Source organism: Streptomyces rapamycinicus NRRL 5491 (assembly GCF_024298965.1).
Classification (GTDB): Bacteria; Actinomycetota; Actinomycetes; order Streptomycetales; family Streptomycetaceae; genus Streptomyces; species Streptomyces rapamycinicus.
Genome location: NZ_CP085193.1, coordinates 5,583,387 through 5,598,546, shown reverse-complemented (window position 1 = coordinate 5,598,546; position 15,160 = coordinate 5,583,387). Strand labels below are relative to the sequence as shown.

17 protein-coding genes are annotated in these 15,160 nt (G+C 70.9%); 4 read left to right on the top strand and 13 right to left on the bottom strand.

The annotated features are described in order from the left end of the window. Entirely contained in the window at window positions 1-1,248 is a 1,248-nt protein-coding gene (locus LIV37_RS23120) for a GNAT family N-acetyltransferase (protein ID WP_020869520.1), read from the bottom strand. Between the two features lie 183 nt (window positions 1,249-1,431). Next, window positions 1,432-2,070, bottom strand: coding sequence for an RsiG family protein (locus LIV37_RS23115; RefSeq protein WP_020869519.1), 639 nt, complete (start codon window positions 2,068-2,070; stop codon window positions 1,432-1,434). 146 nt (window positions 2,071-2,216) lie between these two features. Here LIV37_RS23115 and dtd point away from each other — a divergent pair, with 146 nt between their 5' ends. Continuing rightward, on the top strand, window positions 2,217-2,642 hold the full coding sequence (gene dtd, locus LIV37_RS23110; protein WP_121825320.1) for a D-aminoacyl-tRNA deacylase: 426 nt from the start codon (window positions 2,217-2,219) through the stop codon (window positions 2,640-2,642). A 53-nt stretch (window positions 2,643-2,695) separates the two neighbouring features. Here the strand turns inward: dtd and ygfZ are convergent, their stop codons facing one another. The 3 genes from ygfZ to LIV37_RS23095 form a co-directional block, all read right to left on the bottom strand. After that, the gene (ygfZ, locus tag LIV37_RS23105) at window positions 2,696-3,661 is read right to left on the bottom strand and encodes a CAF17-like 4Fe-4S cluster assembly/insertion protein YgfZ (RefSeq protein WP_121824606.1); all 966 of its coding nucleotides are present in this window, start codon (window positions 3,659-3,661) and stop codon (window positions 2,696-2,698) included. 9 nt (window positions 3,662-3,670) lie between these two features. Then, the gene (locus LIV37_RS23100; protein ID WP_121825321.1) at window positions 3,671-4,180 is read right to left on the bottom strand and encodes a Fur family transcriptional regulator; all 510 of its coding nucleotides are present in this window, start codon (window positions 4,178-4,180) and stop codon (window positions 3,671-3,673) included. 148 nt (window positions 4,181-4,328) lie between these two features. Then, a complete protein-coding gene (locus tag LIV37_RS23095) occupies window positions 4,329-4,892 on the bottom strand; it encodes a heme-binding beta-barrel domain-containing protein (protein ID WP_020869515.1) in 564 nt (187 codons plus the stop codon). 272 nt (window positions 4,893-5,164) lie between these two features. Between LIV37_RS23095 and LIV37_RS23090 the strand changes: the two genes are divergently transcribed. Next, entirely contained in the window at window positions 5,165-5,530 is a 366-nt protein-coding gene (locus LIV37_RS23090; RefSeq protein WP_014053928.1) for a DsrE family protein, read from the top strand. Window positions 5,531-5,743: 213 nt separating this feature from the next. Here the strand turns inward: LIV37_RS23090 and LIV37_RS23085 are convergent, their stop codons facing one another. From LIV37_RS23085 to LIV37_RS23060, 7 genes are all read right to left on the bottom strand, one after another. Further along, window positions 5,744-6,001, bottom strand: a complete 258-nt coding sequence (locus LIV37_RS23085; protein WP_014053929.1) for a DUF3099 domain-containing protein — start codon at window positions 5,999-6,001, stop codon at window positions 5,744-5,746. A gap of 115 nt (window positions 6,002-6,116) precedes the next feature. After that, complete coding sequence (locus LIV37_RS23080) at window positions 6,117-6,404, bottom strand: DUF1416 domain-containing protein (protein WP_020869513.1); 288 nt, start codon at window positions 6,402-6,404, stop codon at window positions 6,117-6,119. A gap of 33 nt (window positions 6,405-6,437) precedes the next feature. After that, window positions 6,438-7,277: a sulfurtransferase gene (locus LIV37_RS23075; RefSeq protein ID WP_020869512.1), complete on the bottom strand. Its 840-nt coding sequence runs from the start codon at window positions 7,275-7,277 to the stop codon at window positions 6,438-6,440. 157 nt (window positions 7,278-7,434) lie between these two features. Continuing rightward, window positions 7,435-7,515 carry an Ms5788A family Cys-rich leader peptide gene (locus LIV37_RS52630; protein ID WP_351229977.1) on the bottom strand — a complete coding sequence of 27 codons (81 nt, stop codon included), beginning with the start codon at window positions 7,513-7,515 and terminating at the stop codon, window positions 7,435-7,437. Between the two features lie 211 nt (window positions 7,516-7,726). Then, the gene (locus LIV37_RS23070) at window positions 7,727-8,413 is read right to left on the bottom strand and encodes an LmeA family phospholipid-binding protein (protein WP_020869511.1); all 687 of its coding nucleotides are present in this window, start codon (window positions 8,411-8,413) and stop codon (window positions 7,727-7,729) included. Window positions 8,414-8,498: 85 nt separating this feature from the next. Then, window positions 8,499-9,848 carry a hypothetical protein gene (locus LIV37_RS23065; RefSeq protein ID WP_121825322.1) on the bottom strand — a complete coding sequence of 450 codons (1,350 nt, stop codon included), beginning with the start codon at window positions 9,846-9,848 and terminating at the stop codon, window positions 8,499-8,501. Window positions 9,849-9,859: 11 nt separating this feature from the next. Next, the gene (locus LIV37_RS23060) at window positions 9,860-10,135 is read right to left on the bottom strand and encodes a MoaD/ThiS family protein (RefSeq protein WP_020869510.1); all 276 of its coding nucleotides are present in this window, start codon (window positions 10,133-10,135) and stop codon (window positions 9,860-9,862) included. Between the two features lie 121 nt (window positions 10,136-10,256). On the opposite strand from LIV37_RS23060, the gene LIV37_RS23055 reads away from it, so the two are divergent. Together LIV37_RS23055 and LIV37_RS23050 are read left to right on the top strand one after the other, a co-directional pair. Further along, a complete protein-coding gene (locus LIV37_RS23055; protein WP_158634891.1) occupies window positions 10,257-11,999 on the top strand; it encodes an ABC transporter ATP-binding protein in 1,743 nt (580 codons plus the stop codon). Continuing rightward, window positions 11,996-13,954 carry an ABC transporter ATP-binding protein gene (locus tag LIV37_RS23050; protein WP_020869508.1) on the top strand — a complete coding sequence of 653 codons (1,959 nt, stop codon included), beginning with the start codon at window positions 11,996-11,998 and terminating at the stop codon, window positions 13,952-13,954. The genes LIV37_RS23055 and LIV37_RS23050 overlap by 4 nt, the downstream gene beginning before the upstream one ends. A 20-nt stretch (window positions 13,955-13,974) precedes the next feature. On the opposite strand, the gene LIV37_RS23045 is transcribed toward LIV37_RS23050, so the two are convergent. After that, window positions 13,975-14,940, bottom strand: coding sequence for an alpha/beta hydrolase (locus LIV37_RS23045; RefSeq protein WP_121824607.1), 966 nt, complete (start codon window positions 14,938-14,940; stop codon window positions 13,975-13,977). Window positions 14,941-15,160: the final 220 nt, after the last annotated feature.

Here is a 15,160-nt window from a genome sequence, read left to right as displayed (position 1 = left end):
TCAGAAGACGTCGGGGCACCAGGGGCGGCGCGGGGTCCGCAGCAGCCGGTCCGCCAGCGCCGCGGCGCCCGGGCGCTCCTCGGCTATCCGGCCCAGCGAGGCGAGCCGGACCGCCGACTCGTCGCCCAGCCAGAGGGTGCTCAACTCGCCGATGTCCATGGTCAGATCGGCCGTACGGCCCGTGGTCGCGCACGCCGCGCCGTCGGGGCCCGCCTCCAGGAAGTAGCGGCCCCCGGCCAGCCCGGCGGTGTCGCGCAGCTCGAGCACCAGCGAGCCCTCGGCCGGGTACGTACGGGTCTCCAGCAGCTGGGGCACATCCAGCGGGCGCAGCCACAGCCAGTCGGCGTACGTCGTGACCTGGGCCGCACGGGGATCGCCGAGCAGCAGCGGAAGCAGGTCGTCCGGGGCGCGCCGGCCGGTGTTGACCCGGGTCACCCAGTCGACCGAGAGCAGGAAGTGCCACAGTGCCCGCTCGGCGGCCGGGGTGACCGTGGTCAGCTCGTGCACGGTGGCGGTGTTGTGCGGTCGTTTGTTGCTCTCCCAGCGGTCGTCCACCGTGTAGGCGAGCAGTCCGTCCACCGAGCCGTCGGGGGAGCGGTAGAGCACATAGAACGGCTCGGTCCAGGGGCGGTTGGGGTACTGCCGCTGACCGGTGCTGGTCCGCCACCAGTGGTCTGAGCGGTCGATGACGCCGTGCTGCGTGGCGCGCAGCCGCTCATGCAGGGCGGGGCCCAGCTTCCGCACCTCGTCGGCGTCGGCGAAGTCGACCCGGCCGCCGTCCACCGGAGCCGAGTGGCGCGGGTCGAGACCGGCCCGGGGGACGTCCACCTGCCATTCGGTGATCCAGGTGGCCGGTCCGAAGCCGTACCGCCCATAGATGGGGTACTCGGCCGCGATCAGGGTGGCCACCGCCTCGCCCCGCTCCTTGGCGGCGCGCAGATCGTGCTCCATCATCCGGTTGAGCAGCCCCCGGCGGCGGTGGGTGGCCGACACCGCGACATTGCTGATCGCGTCGGCCGGGACATCCGCCCCGCCCACCGCCGTCAGCCGCTGTGCGAAGCTGCGGAAGGTGGCCACGCAGCGGTCCCCGTCGAAGACCCCCTGCGTACGGGACAGATCGATGTGCTCCCGCCGCAGCTCCACCTCCTCCTTCGGCGCCTCCGGCGGACGCAGAAAGCCGGTGTTGAGCGCGACGGTCCAGTTGGCGAGGTCGGAATCGGGGAGTGGGGTGCGGAGTTCGAGGGCCATGCGCACACGCTAAGCGTCGGCCGCCACCGGCCGCACGCCGATTTCCACACCCTCCGGACCAGGTCTTTTCATCACACCGCACCCTGTGGACAGCTCGGCGAGGACCCCGCGAACAGCTTCCCGAGGCCCCGGCGAACAGCTCCCCGAGCACCCGCGAGCACGCTCCCGACAGCCCGTCGCCGCCTACGCCAGCAGGTCGTCCACCTGCGCCTCCCCCTCGCGGTACCGGCGGGCGATCTCCGCGCTGCAGCCGTCCGCCGTGCGCTGCAGCTCCTGCCGCCGCCGCGACACCTGCTGCTCACGGCCGACGAGGCGGGCCATCGCGCCGTGCAGCTCCTCGTCCGTACGGGCCCGCATATCCGACAGGCCCACCTCGGCCAGCATCTCCTCGGCCAGCCGCTCGTACTCCGCGTCCTGCGGCGTCCCGAGCGTGACATGGCGGGCCGAGGAGCGGTGCCGTGAGGGGAGATCCGCGAGGATCTCCGGCAGCCGGTCCACCAGCCCGGCGGGCGGCTGGGCCGCGGCCGCCGCGGGCGCCGGGTCACGGCGGTGGCCAAGCTCGGCGCGGAGGATGTCGATCCGCCCCTGGAGCAGTCTGCGCAGATAGCTCAGATCCGCCTCCTCGCGCTGTGCCGAGCGGCGCAGCGCCCGCAGTTCCGGCAGCCGCAGAGCGTTCAGACCGCTCGCCGCCGCCGACGTGGACGTCACGGCCGGCGCCGTCACGGCGGCGGAGTCGGCCAGCCGCCCGCCGCGCTGGTTCGGCGGCCGTGGCGGCAGCAGGCCCTCGGTGGCCATGGGCTGGCCGGTGCCCGATGTGGTCATTGATGTCCGTCCCCTCCAGCGATGCGTCGTTCCCGCAGTTCCTGCCCGCCTGCACCGCCTGCACGCATCGTGCCACCAGTGATGCTCCCTGTGCAGCGCCTCTCCACCCGATCGGCCCCGGATGGACGCACGGCATGATGGTCGCCATGCGTGCTGTGGTACAGAGAGTGGACGGGGCGAGCGTCGTCGTGGACGGCGAGACGGTCGGCGAGATCGTCGGTGAGGGGCTGTGCGTACTGGTCGGGGTGACACATGACGACACCCCGGAGAAGGCGGCCCAGCTCGCCCGCAAGCTGTGGTCCGTAAGGATGCTCCACGACGAGAGGTCCTGCTCGGACCTGGACGCTCCGCTGCTGGTCATCAGCCAGTTCACGCTCTACGGCGATGCCCGTAAGGGGCGCCGTCCCACCTGGAACGCGGCGGCGTCCGGCGGGGTCGCCGAACCGCTCGTCGACGAGGTCGTGGCCCAGCTGCGGAAGCTGGGCGCACACGTGGAAACGGGCCGGTTCGGAGCGGCCATGAAGGTCTCGCTCACGAACGACGGCCCGTTCACGGTGCTCGTCGAGGTCTAGCCGAACCGTCGAGGTCTAGCCGAACCGTGGGGTCCGGCGGACCGGCGGCGGGTTCACGGCTCCACGACCGTCTCCTGTGCGGCGGCCGTGGAGTCCGCGATCAGGTCCGCGTCCACCGGCACATTCCGCTTGACCAGCGCCAGCGCGATCGGCCCCAGCTCGTGGTGGCGGGCCGATGAGGTGATGAACCCCAGCTGGCGGCCCTCCTCGCCCTCCGAGGCCAGCCGTATGGGCGCGCCGTGGGTCGGCAGCGTCACCTCGCTGCCGTCGAGGTGGAGGAAGACGAGCCGGCGTGGTGGCTTCCCCAGGTTCTGCACCCGGGCGACGGTCTCCTGGCCGCGGTAGCAGCCCTTCTGGAGGTGGACGGCGGAGCCGATCCACCCCAGCTCGTGCGGGATGGTGCGGTGGTCGGTCTCCAGGCCGACCCGGGGCCGGTGGGCCTCGACCCGCAGCGCCTCGTACGCCAGCACCCCGATCGGCGGGCCGCTCTCCTCGGCGAAGGCGGTAAGGCGCTCACGCGGCAGGAACAGGTCCCGGCCGTGCGGGGTCTCGCGGACGACGGCGTCCTCGGGGGCCTCGGTGATGCTGCCCGCCGGGAGGTGGACGACCGCGTACTCGTCGGTGCGGTCCGCGATGTCCACCCGGTAGAAGAACTTCATGCTCTCCAGGTAGGCGATCAGATCGCGCTGGCTGTCGGGCTCCACATGGGCCCAGGTGGTCTCGCCGTCGTCGACGAGGTAGAGCGCGTGTTCGATGTGGCCGTGGGCGGAGAGGATCAGGGCTTCGGTGGCCTGGCCCGGCGGTAGTTCGCTGACGTGCTGGGTGAGCAGCAGATGCAGCCAGCTGAGCCGGTCGGCACCGCTGACCGTGACCACTCCGCGGTGCGAGAGGTCCACGAAGCCGGTGCCGTCGGCGAGCGCGCGCTGCTCGCGGAACAGGTCGCCGTAGTGGGCGGCGACGTCTTCGTCGGGGCCCTCGCCGGGGACGGCGCCGGGCAGCGACAGCAAAGGGCTCTTCATGAACTCAGCCTACGACCTGCGGGCTCGGCCCTCACCGGAGCCGTTTTCGGCGCCGTCTCCAGCGAGCTGTCCGGGGTCTCCACCGGCCCCTCCGGCGCGCTGCCGGGCGGAGCAGGAGGCACACCGGCCGAAGATCGCGAAGTGCTTCAGATCGGTGTCGAAGCCGAAGTCCGCCCGGAGCTGCCGGGTGAAGGCGTCGGCCACGGAGACATCGGCCTCGATCACATCCGTGCAGTCCCGGCACACCATATGGATGTGATGGTGCCGGTCGGCCAGGTGGTACGTGGGGGCGCCGTGGCCGAGATGGGCATGGCTGACCAGGCCCAGCTCCTCCAGCAGCTCCAGCGTGCGATAGACCGTGGAGATGTTGACGCCGCTCGCGGTGCGGCGCACCTCGGTGAGGATCTCGTCCGGAGTGGCGTGCTCCAGATGATCGACGGCTTCGAGCACGAGCTGGCGCTGCGGGGTCAGACGGTAGCCGCGCTCCCGCAGATCGCTCTTCCAGTCGGTGGTCGCCACGGTGCAAGTGTAGGCGGGCCCGCGGTGACCGGCGGGACGCACCGGGGAGAACCGGACGTGGGCACGCGACAGCCTGGCTCGGCGGAGGGCGGAAGGCGCGAGCCGGGGGGTTCGGCGGGGGTTCGGCGAGGGCTCAGCGGGGGCCGGCTCAGCGGAAGAAGGCGATCCCGTCGTCCGGCAGGTCCTTGAGGTCCTTGGCCCACTCCCGGGGGTCCACGACCTTCTTCAGATGCGCGGACATGTACGGGCGCAGTTCGACCTCGGGGGTGGCCTTCTCGCCGACCCACATCAGATCGCTGTTGACGTAGCCGTACAGCCGCTTTCCGCCCGAGTACGGGGCCGCGTGGGCGGTGCGCGCCACCGCGTCCGTCGCCAGGTCGATCTGCGGCTTGCCCTCCGCGAGCTCGCCGTACCAGACCTCGATGATGCCCTGGTCCCGGCTCATCACGACCTCGACCTTACGGTCCTTGTCGATCCGCCAGTAGCCGGATTCGGTCTCCAGGGGGCGGACCTTCTTGCCCTCGGAGTCCAGCACCCAGGTGTGCGAGATGTACTCGATGAAGTCACGGCCGTCGTGCGTGAAGGTGGCCTCCTGGCCGAAGTTGCACTTCTCGGCCCCGGGAAAGTCCGAGACGCCGGCCCCTTCCCAGTTGCCCAGGAGGAAGGCGAGCGGCACGAGGTCCGGGTGGAGGTCGGACGGAATCTGGATCATGAATTCAGGCGATCTGTCGAGAGTCGAGCCGTGGTGGCGGGGCGGGAGCGGTTCAGCGCTGGCCCTGGTACAGCTTCTTCCAGGTCAGCGCGGCGAAGCCGAGCGTGGCCACGGCGACCAGGATCATCAGGGTGGTGAAGACTGCCTCAAGCACGAGCGCGCTCCTCGGAACAGATGATGGACGGCACCGAGTCTAGTCGCCGCCGGGACGGCCGGTGGAGACAGGTGGCCGCGCGGCGCCGGGCCCCGGGTGCCGAGCCTAAGGTTGACGCATGGCGAAGAAGCTGGTGATCAAGGTGACGGCGGGCGCGGACGCTCCCGAGCGCTGCTCTCAGGCGTTCACGGTGGCGGCGGTGGCCGCGGCGAGCGGGGTCGAGGTCTCGCTCTGGCTGACCGGTGAGTCGACGTGGTTCGCGCTGCCGGGCCGGGCTGCGGAGTTCGAGCTTCCGCATGCCGCGCCGCTTCCGGATCTGATCGACGGCATCCTTACGGGCGGCGGGACGATCACGGTGTGCACACAATGCGCCGCGCGGCGGGAGATCGAGGAGAAGGATCTGATCGAAGGTGCCCGGATCGCGGGCGCTCAGGTCTTCGTGAGCGAGATCATGCCGGACGGCGTCCAGGCGCTCGTGTACTAGCGGACGCTCGTGTACTCGGTGGTGCCCGACGGATCTTGGCGCCTGCGGCGGGCCACGCGGCGGAGCCGCATATCGATGCTGCCCCCTCCCCGCCCCTTCCCGAAACTGGGGCTCCGCCCCAGGCCCCGGGGTTCAGGGCTGAGCCCCTGCCAAAGGGCTGAGCCCCTGCCACGGGGCGGGGATGCCCGCGGCCGAGGCCTGGCCGGAACGTGGTCAATGCCGGTGGTTGTGCTCGTCCAGCTCCCGCCACCACCGGTCGGACTCCTCGTCCCCCGATTCGTCCCACCACCGGTCGTCCGGGCCCCGGCGATTGGCGACGATCGCCGCCAGGGGCGGTATCACCATGGCGACGATGCACATCGCGACCGCGGCGGGGACGGACCACAGGCGCACAAAGGCCCATGCCGAGATGAAGAGCGTCAGACACGCGCCCATCAGGAAGAAGTATGCGTGGCGGCGTCGCGCGTACATATGTCCAGCGTACGTCCGGGACCGCCGCGCCGATAGACGAAGGGCCGCACCCCGCCGAGGCGTCCAACCCCGGGGTGCGGCCCTCCGGCCGTGAGTCACGACGCGTCGTATCGCGTCAGACGGCGATGGCGACCTCCGCCAGCCCGCCCTTCTGGGCGACGACGGTGCGGTCCGCGGTGCCGCCGGGAACCAGGGCGCGCAGCGTCCATGTGCCCTCCGCGGCGTAGAAGCGGAACTGCCCGGTCGCGGAGGTGGGGACCTCGGCGGTGAACTCGCCGGTGCTGTCCAGCAGCCGCACGTAACCGGCGACGGGCTCGCCGTCGCGGGTCACCGAACCCTGGATCGTGGTCTCACCGGGCTTGATCGTCGAGGCGTCGGGGCCGCCGGCCTTGGCTCCACACATGGATGTCTGTCCTTACGTTTCGGGGGAGAGGGGTCAGCTGTCGGAGCCGAGCTCGACCGGCACGCCGACCAGCGAGCCGTACTCGGTCCAGGAGCCGTCGTAGTTCTTGACGTTGGTCTGGCCCAGGAGCTCGTGCAGGACGAACCAGGTGTGAGCGGAGCGCTCACCGATGCGGCAGTAGGCGATGGTGTCCTTCGACAGGTCCACGCCCGCGCCCTCGTAGATCTCCTTGAGCTCGTCGTCGGACCTGAAGGTGCCGTCGTCGTTGGCCGACTTCGACCACGGGATGTTGCGAGCGCTCGGGACGTGGCCCGGACGCTGCGACTGCTCCTGCGGGAGGTGGGCCGGGGCGAGCAGCTTGCCGGAGAACTCGTCGGGGGAGCGCACGTCGACCAGGTTCAGCGAGCCGATGGCGTCCACGACCTCGTCGCGGAAGGCGCGGATGGCGGTGTCCTGCGGCTTGGCCTTGTACTCGGTCTGCGCGCGGGCCGGCACCTCGGCGACCAGGTCGCGGGAGTCGAGCTCCCACTTCTTGCGGCCGCCGTCGAGCAGCTTGACGTCCTGGTGGCCGTAGAGCTTGAAGTACCAGTAGGCGTACGCCGCGAACCAGTTGTTGTTGCCGCCGTAGAGGACGACCGTGTCGTCGTTGCCGATGCCCTTCTCCGACAGCAGCTTCTCGAAGCCGGCCTGGTCGACGAAGTCACGGCGCACCGGGTCCTGGAGGTCCTGCTTCCAGTCGATCCGGATGGCGTTCTTGATGTGGTTCTTGTCGTAGGCCGAGGTGTCCTCGTCCACCTCGACGATGACCGTCTTGGGGTCGTCGATACGGGCCTGGACCCAGTCGGCGTCCACCAGGACGTCACTGCGGCTCATGTTTCTCTCCTCCGGGGCAGTTGCGGCGGTACGGGCACGCTCACGACGCGGCGCCGCGCGGGGGCGTGCGGCGAGCGTACGAGCGAAGGTGCGGGAAGGCCCGGCTGACGGGCCGAAGAGGGGGGCCGGTCCGTGGCGTGTACGGACCACGTCCCATTCAGACGGGGCGACAGAGCATGGCGGCGACGCGGCACAGGTCGACTGCCCGCCGCTTCGTGAGATCCGCCTGTCGCTTCATGGGTCCGATCGTAGGGACGGACAGGCGGGCATGTCACCGGTGTGTCGCATGATGAGACGTTATCGTCCGGAGTCTGAGATAAGAGAACCGTGGACGGCCGGGAGGCGCGGCCGGAGGGGCCTGCGGCGGGCAGGAACGTCCATATGCGCGGACATGATCGTCTCAGTGAATGGACCAGGGACGTGATCCGACGCCCCTGGTACTGATCGCGTCAGCCCGTCAGCTGGACGTTGTTACCCGCGACCGAGACGTCTATGCCGTCCTTGGAGGTCTCCACCTTCTCCAGCCGCATACCGGTGGGCAGTCCCTCGATCTTCCGCTCCATGTCGGTCTTCTCGCGCACCTTGTCCTCCCACTGGGGGATGCTGCCGCCCGGTATGGACTCGGCGTGCAGCCGGATCGTGTTGCCGTTCACGATGGTGACCTGGGAGTGGGCGGTGAGGCTGAAGCCCAGCAGACTGCCGGTGATCTTGACCTTGTTGCTGCCCGACGGGTCGGAGGCGACCGTGATGCCCGGACCGGCGGCCTGTGAGAGGTCCGCGTAGCTGATGTGGGCCGAGCCCGTGGCGCGGTCGGCGCTGGCCGACGAGAAGTTGCCCGAGATGCGGACGTTGTGCAGCTGGGCGTCGAGCTCGGTGACCCGGACGCTGCGGCCGTCGCCCGCGTCCGTCGTCAGCCCGTCCACGCCGACGTCGACCTCGTCCAGCTCCTTGCCCGCGACCTGGGTGAGGAACGGGAAGCCCTTGATCGAGACATTGGGCGTCGTGGTCAGGCCCTGAGAACTCTTGATCTTGTCGGCCGCCTTGGACTCGGCCATGTACACCGCGATGCGGTCGGCGGCCACGAAGAGGCCGCCGAGTATCACGACGACGATCAGTGTGATGCGTAGTGCGCGCATGTGCGTGGGTCCCCCAGGCTCTCTCTCAGGCCCTCGCGCCTGAGGCTGCGAGCCTATCCGGAGCGGGTGAGCGGGAGCCGGGGAGTCAGCCCAGAGCGCGGCCGATCACATAGACCACGGGGGCGGCGGCCGCGAGCGGCAGCGCCACGCCGGCCGTCAGGTGGACGAAGCGCGAGGGGTAGTCGTAGCTGGCGACCCGGTGGCCGATCAGCGCGCACGCCCCGGCCGCGAACCCCAGCAGGGCGGCGGTGGACGTGCCCGTTCCGGTGAGCTGCCCGGCTCCGACCCCGGCGCCCGTGGCGGCCGCCAGCGCGACCACGACCGCGGCGGCCGTCGGCAGCGGCAGCGCCCGGACGAGCACGGCCACGGCGACGGCGGCCGCCCCCACCACCACGGCGTCCGAGGACTCGGCGACGGCGGCCAGATGGCCGGCCGCGAGCACGGCGAGGGCCGTGGCCGCCACGGCGGCCGTAAGGCCGTACAGCCGCTCGTCCGGGGAGGCGTGGCTGCGCAGCTGGAGGATCAGCACCAGCAGCAGCCAGACGCCGATGGTGCCGATGACGACCGTAGGGGCGTGCGACGGCTCGGTGGCGAGCAGGCCGATGTCGGCGGCCAGACCGCCCGCGAAGGCGAGCGCGATGCCCTGCCGGGCGGGCCACATGCCGTTCAGCCGGAACCAGCCCGCCGCCGTGACGGCCTGGAGCGCCACCACCGCGACGGCGACCGCGGGGCGGCCCAGCGGCGCGGTCGCCGCGAGCAGGGCGGCGAGCACGGAGGTCAGGGCGGCGGGGACGAACCCCGGGTGGACGATCTGCGGACGGCCCTCGGCCTTGGCCTTCTCGGCGGCGGTGAGCGGCCGGTCCGGCTGCGGGGCGGGCGGCTCGGCGGTCGCGGTCGCGGCCTGTGTCTGCGCCTGCGCCGGGGCCTGTGCCTGCACCGGGGGCTGAGGCGGCGCCTGGGACGGGTCGGGGGGCTGGTGGTACGGGTGCTGCTGCTGATCCCAGCCCTGGGCGTACTGGCCCTGGTGCGCCTGGTGCGCCTGGTGCCCCTGATGTCCTTGGTGCGGCTGCTGCCCGTGCTGCCCGTGCTGGCCCTGATGGCCCTGCTGCCCGTGCTGGGCGGCGGCGTAGGGGTCCTCGTACGGCTGCTGCTGGTACTGCTGCTGCGGGTGCTGGTACTGCGGCGGCTGGGCCTGGGCGTACCCCTGCTGCTGTGGATACCCCGCGTACCCCTGCCAGTCGGCCTGCTGCTGCGCACCCTGGCCATGGCCGCCGTAAGGATGCCCGCTCTGGTCGTATCCCCCATAAGGAGCCTCGTACGACCCGTACGGGGGGTACGGCTGCTGCGGCTGCTGACTTTGCGGCTGCTGCCCTTGCTGCTGATGAGGCTCGTGGGGCTGATGAGGCTCGTTGGGCTGGTGCGGCTGGTTGCTCATGAGCTCGGGGTTCACCCTCCTGCGAACGGCGGGAGCACCTCGACCGTGCCGCCCTCGGCGAGTTGGATCGTCTTGTGGTCTCGGGTGCCGGCCGGGGCTCCGTCGACCAGGAACGAACAGCGCAGCAGGACCCGTGCGAACTCCGGTCGCGCGGTGTGCCGCTGTCGGGCCGCGTCGAGCGCCTCCGCCAGTGTCCACGCGGTGTACGGCTCCTCCGCGGTGCCGGCCGCGGCGCGGGCCGCGGCCCAGTACCGGATGGTCCCGGCGGGCGTGCTCATCATCGCCATCGCGATCCCTTTCCCGTCATCTGCCGCCTCCATGATGACGGGTGCGGGACGGCGCCCGGGACCACGCGCGGTTCGTCGAAAATACGGCCGGTTCGGGGCGAGCGTCACTTAAGGTTTCCGTGTGCTGGTACGACTGATACAAGCGCATCTGAGGCCCTATACCCGAACGATCACGCTGATCGTCTTATTGCAGCTGGTGCAGACCCTCGCCACCCTCTACCTGCCCGCGCTGAACGCGGACATCATCGACAGCGGAGTGGTGAAGGGCGACACCGGCTACATCCTCCGTGTCGGCGGGCTGATGATCGCCGTCACCCTCGTCCAGATCGTGTGCGCCGCGGGAGCCGTCTACTTCAGCGCCCGCACCTCCATGGCGCTCGGCCGCGATGTGCGCGCCGCCGTCTTCGACCGGGTGCAGTCCTTCTCCGCCCGGGAGATGGGCCACTTCGGGGCGCCGTCCCTGATCACCCGCACCACCAACGACGTCCAGCAGGTGCAGATGCTGTGCCTGATGGCCTTCACGCTGATGGTCTCGGCGCCGATCATGTGCGTGGGCGGTGTGGTCATGGCGCTCAACGAGGACGTGCCGCTGTCCGGGCTGCTCCTGCTCATCGTTCCGGCCCTGGGCCTCGTGGTCACGCTCATCGCCCGCCGGATGCGGCCGCTGTTCCGCGACGTCCAGCAGCGCATCGACACCGTCAACCGGGTGCTGCGCGAGCAGATCACCGGGATCCGGGTCATCCGCGCCTTCGTCCGCGACGCCCATGAGCGCGACCGCTTCACCGATGCCAACACCGGTCTGATGGATGTCTCGCTGCGCGCCGGGCAGCTGATGTCGCTGATGTTCCCGGCCGTGATGCTGGTGGTGAACGTCTCCAGCGTGGCCGTCGTCTGGTTCGGCGGGCACCGCATCGACAGCGGCGGGATGCAGGTCGGCGCGCTGACCGCGTTCCTCAGCTATCTGATGCAGATCCTGTCGTCCGTGATGATGGCCACCTTCATGTTCATGATGGTGCCGAGGGCCGAGGTGTGCGCCGAGCGCGTCCAGGAGGTGCTGGACACCGGGACCAGCGTCGTACCGCCGCTGGTGCCCGTCGCGCCCGCGCCCGCCGACACCGGACGGGGGCTGCTGGAGCTGCGGGGCGTGGAGTTCCGCTACCCCGGCGCCGACGCGCCCGTGCTGCGCGACATCTCGCTGACCGCCCGGCCCGGCCGGACCACCGCCGTCATCGGCTCCACCGGCAGCGGCAAGTCGACCCTGCTCGGGCTGGTGCCGCGGCTGTTCGACGCGACCGACGGCAGCGTCCACCTCGACGGGGTGGATGTGCGCGACCTCGACCCCGAGGTGATGACCCGGACCATAGGGCTGGTCCCGCAGAAGCCGTACCTGTTCGCCGGCACCATCGCCTCCAACCTGCGGTACGGCGACCCCGACGCCACCGACGAGCAGCTGTGGCGGGCCCTGGAGACCGCCCAGGCACGGGAGTTCGTGGCGGCCATGGAGGGCGGTCTCGACGCCCCGATCGCCCAGGGCGGAACCAATGTGTCCGGCGGTCAGCGGCAGCGGCTGGCGATCGCCCGCGCCCTGGTCCGCAAGCCGTCCGTCTACCTCTTCGACGACTCCTTCTCCGCGCTCGACTACGCCACCGACGCCCGGCTGCGGGCGGCGCTCGCGGACGAGACGGACAACGCGACGGTGGTCATCGTCGCCCAGCGGGTGTCCACGATCCGGGGCGCCGATCTGATCGTGGTCCTCGACGCGGGGCGGATCGTCGGCGCGGGCACCCACGGCGAGCTGATGGCCGGCAATGAGACCTATCGCGAGATCGTGCTCTCCCAGCTCACCGAGGAGGAGGCGGCATGAGCGGCACTTCGGCGCCCCGCAGGGGTCCGGCGCCCGCCGCCGGGCCCGGCCGCTTCATGGGCGGGCAGCCCACCGAGCGGTCCATGGACTTCCGCGGCTCCAGCCGCCGGCTGCTGGCCCGGCTCCGCCCTGAGCGCGGGATCGTCCTGCTGGTGCTCGCGCTGGGCACGGTCAGCACCGGGCTCGCGGTGGTGGGCCCGAAGATCCTCGGTGCGGCCACCGACCTGATCTTCGCGGGCATCGTCGGACGGCAGCTGCCCGACGGCGTCAGCAAGGAGCAGGCCGTCCAGTGGCTGCGCGACAAGGACCAGGGCACGGTCGCCGACATGGTCGCCTCGATGGACGTCACCCCGGGCCAGGGCATCGACTTCCACGCGGTCGGCGTCGTGCTGCTGTGGGTCGCGGCGCTGTATCTGGCCGCCTCGCTCCTGGGCCTGGTCCAGGCCCGGGTGGCGACCGTCGTCGTCCAGCGCGCGGTCTTCCGGCTGCGCGAGGACGTGGAGCACAAGCTGGCGCGGCTGCCGCTGGCGTACTTCGACAAGCAGTCGCGCGGCGAGGTGCTCTCCCGCGCCACCAACGACATCGACAACATCCAGCAGACGCTCCAGCAGACCCTCAGTCAGATCATGGCCTCGCTGCTGACGATCGTGGGCGTGCTGTCGATGATGTTCTGGATCTCGCCGCTGCTGGCGTTGGTGGCGCTGATCACCGTCCCGGTCTCGGTGTGGGTGACGACGCGCATCGGCAAGCGCGCCCAGCCGCAGTTCGTCTCCCAGTGGAAGACCACGGGCAAGCTCAACGCCCACATCGAGGAGATGTACACCGGCCATGCGCTGGTGAAGGTCTTCGGGCGGGAGAAGGAGTCCGCGCAGGCGTTCCGGGAGCAGAACGACAAGCTCTACGGGGCGGGCTTCCGGGCCCAGTTCATCTCCGGCCTGATCCAGCCGTCGATGATGTTCATCGGGAACCTCAACTATGTGCTGGTGGCCGTGGTCGGTGGGCTCCGGGTGGCCTCCGGCGCGCTGTCGATCGGCGATGTCCAGGCGTTCGTCCAGTACTCCCGGCAGTTCAGCCAGCCGCTCACCCAGGTGGCCTCCATGGCCAACATGGTGCAGTCGGGGGTGGCCTCCGCCGAGCGGGTCTTCGAGCTGCTGGACGCGCCGGAGCAGAGCGCGGAGCCGGTGGACGCGCGGCGGCCGGAGGTGGTGCGCGGGCAGGTCGCGTTCGAGGAGGTCGCCTTCCGCTACCAGCCGGACACGCCGCTCATCGACGGCCTTTCGCTGTCGGTGCGGCCGGGCCAGACCGTGGCCATCGTCGGGCCGACCGGCGCCGGGAAGACCACGCTGGTCAATCTGCTGATGCGGTTCTACGAGGTCAGCGGCGGGCGGATCACGCTGGACGGGGTGGACATCGCCGAGATGTCACGGGAGGAGCTGCGCTCCCACATCGGGATGGTGCTCCAGGACACCTGGCTGTTCGGCGGCACGATCGCCGAGAACATCGCGTACGGGGCGGAGGGGGCGAGCTCCGAGAGGATCGTGGCGGCGGCGAAGGCCACCTATGTGGACCGCTTCGTACGGATGCTGCCGGACGGCTACGACACGGTGATCGACGAAGAGGGCTCCAATGTCAGCGCCGGTGAGAAGCAGCTGATCACGATCGCGCGGGCGTTTCTCTCCGAGCCGTCGATCCTGGTGCTGGACGAGGCCACCAGCTCGGTCGACACCCGTACCGAGGTCCTCATCCAGCGGGCGATGGCCTCGCTGCGCAGCGGCCGTACGAGCTTCGTGATCGCCCACCGGCTGTCGACCATCCGGGACGCGGACGTGATCCTGGTGATGGAGTCGGGGCGGATCGTGGAGCAGGGCTCGCACGACGCGCTGCTCGCGGCGGGCGGTGCGTACGCGCGGCTCTACGCGTCCCAGTTCGCCGAGCCGGTCGCGGAAACCGAATAGGCGGCGGCAGGGGGACGGGCTCAGGCGTGGGCCGCGGCCCAGTCGGCGATGCGGGTCAGCAGGCCGGGGGAGGCGGCGGTCTCGGCGTGGCCGTAGCCCGGCTCGATCCACAGCTCCGAGGTGGACGGGTCCGCCGCCGACGCCAGCATCCGCGGATGGTCCAGCGGGAAATACGGGTCCCGGTCGCCGTGCACGATCAGCAGCGGCGTCGGCGCGATCAGCGGCGCCGCGGCCACCGGGGACAGCGGATCGACGGCCCAGCCGCGGGGGTCGATCCGGGTGCGCAGCCCGTAGCGGGAGACCAGCCGCCCCGTCGGCCGGGTGATCGCCCAGTGGAGCCGCCGCATGGGCGCGGTGCCCCGGTAGTACCAGCGGGCGGGTGAGCTCACGGCGACGACGGCATCGGGCGCGGCGCCGTCGGCCGGCCCGGCGGACGCGGCGGTCACCTCGCCGTGGGCCCCGTCCCCGGGGGTCGTGCGCACGCCGTCCGTGCGCCCCGCCGAGCGCCCCGTGCGCTCCCCCTGGTGTACGTCTTGCAACGGCTGGATTTCATCGACCTTCCGGTACAGCGCCGCCTGCCGGATCACCACCGAGCCGCCCATCGAGAAGCCGACCGTGGCCACCCGCCGATGTCCGAGCCGGCGCGCCCAGCGCACCGCGGCGGCCAGGTCCAGCACCTCGCGATCGCCGACCGTGGACCGTCCGCCGGATCGCCCATGGCCCCGGAACGAGAACGTGATCACGGCCGTACGCTGGTGAAACACCGATGCCACCCGCCGTAGCGCGGGGCGCTCCAGGGCGCCGGAGAAGCCGTGTCCGAGCACCAGCGCGAGGTGGTCGGAGGGTTCGGTGCCGACCGCCGGGGAAGGTTCGTAGCGCGCCTCGATCGAGACCCCGTCATCGGTCAGCAGCATGGCCCGTTGCTCCCCCGCGGTGACCGTGGAAGGACAACGGGGAGCAGATTGAGCCTCTCCGGCGCATGTCATGTGGGTTATTCTGTCGTGAAGAGGATCCGGGCAACGTAGCCCCCGGGTCCTTTTGTGCTTTCAGGGCGGGGTGCGCGTTTGAGCGCACCGTCGCTCCAAGGGCGCGGAGCGTGACTGTACGAAGTAGTAGCCGCAGACTCCCCCAGGCACGGCCTGGGAGGTGCCCCTCTCGCAAGGGACCGAGGAGGAACCGACGTAATGGGCGAGCGAAGCGTGCACA

Bases quoted from the DNA above. Each gene is read 5' to 3' on its own strand.
- ygfZ (WP_121824606.1), bottom strand. From the start codon at position 3,661: ATGAAGAGCCCTTTGCTGTCGCTGCCCGGCGCCGTCCCCGGCGAGGGC.
- LIV37_RS23120 (WP_020869520.1), bottom strand. From the start codon at position 1,248: ATGGCCCTCGAACTCCGCACCCCACTCCCCGATTCCGACCTCGCCAAC.
- LIV37_RS23065 (WP_121825322.1), bottom strand. From the start codon at position 9,848: ATGAGCAACCAGCCGCACCAGCCCAACGAGCCTCATCAGCCCCACGAG.
- LIV37_RS23085 (WP_014053929.1), bottom strand. From the start codon at position 6,001: ATGTACGCGCGACGCCGCCACGCATACTTCTTCCTGATGGGCGCGTGT.
- LIV37_RS23045 (WP_121824607.1), bottom strand. From the start codon at position 14,940: ATGACATGCGCCGGAGAGGCTCAATCTGCTCCCCGTTGTCCTTCCACG.
- LIV37_RS23080 (WP_020869513.1), bottom strand. From the start codon at position 6,404: ATGTGTGGAGCCAAGGCCGGCGGCCCCGACGCCTCGACGATCAAGCCC.
- dtd (WP_121825320.1), top strand. From the start codon at position 2,217: ATGCGTGCTGTGGTACAGAGAGTGGACGGGGCGAGCGTCGTCGTGGAC.
- LIV37_RS23050 (WP_020869508.1), top strand. From the start codon at position 11,996: ATGAGCGGCACTTCGGCGCCCCGCAGGGGTCCGGCGCCCGCCGCCGGG.
- LIV37_RS23075 (WP_020869512.1), bottom strand. From the start codon at position 7,277: ATGAGCCGCAGTGACGTCCTGGTGGACGCCGACTGGGTCCAGGCCCGT.
- LIV37_RS23070 (WP_020869511.1), bottom strand. From the start codon at position 8,413: ATGCGCGCACTACGCATCACACTGATCGTCGTCGTGATACTCGGCGGC.
- LIV37_RS23115 (WP_020869519.1), bottom strand. From the start codon at position 2,070: ATGACCACATCGGGCACCGGCCAGCCCATGGCCACCGAGGGCCTGCTG.
- LIV37_RS52630 (WP_351229977.1), bottom strand. From the start codon at position 7,515: ATGAAGCGACAGGCGGATCTCACGAAGCGGCGGGCAGTCGACCTGTGC.
- LIV37_RS23090 (WP_014053928.1), top strand. From the start codon at position 5,165: ATGGCGAAGAAGCTGGTGATCAAGGTGACGGCGGGCGCGGACGCTCCC.
- LIV37_RS23060 (WP_020869510.1), bottom strand. From the start codon at position 10,135: ATGGCGATGATGAGCACGCCCGCCGGGACCATCCGGTACTGGGCCGCG.
- LIV37_RS23095 (WP_020869515.1), bottom strand. From the start codon at position 4,892: ATGATCCAGATTCCGTCCGACCTCCACCCGGACCTCGTGCCGCTCGCC.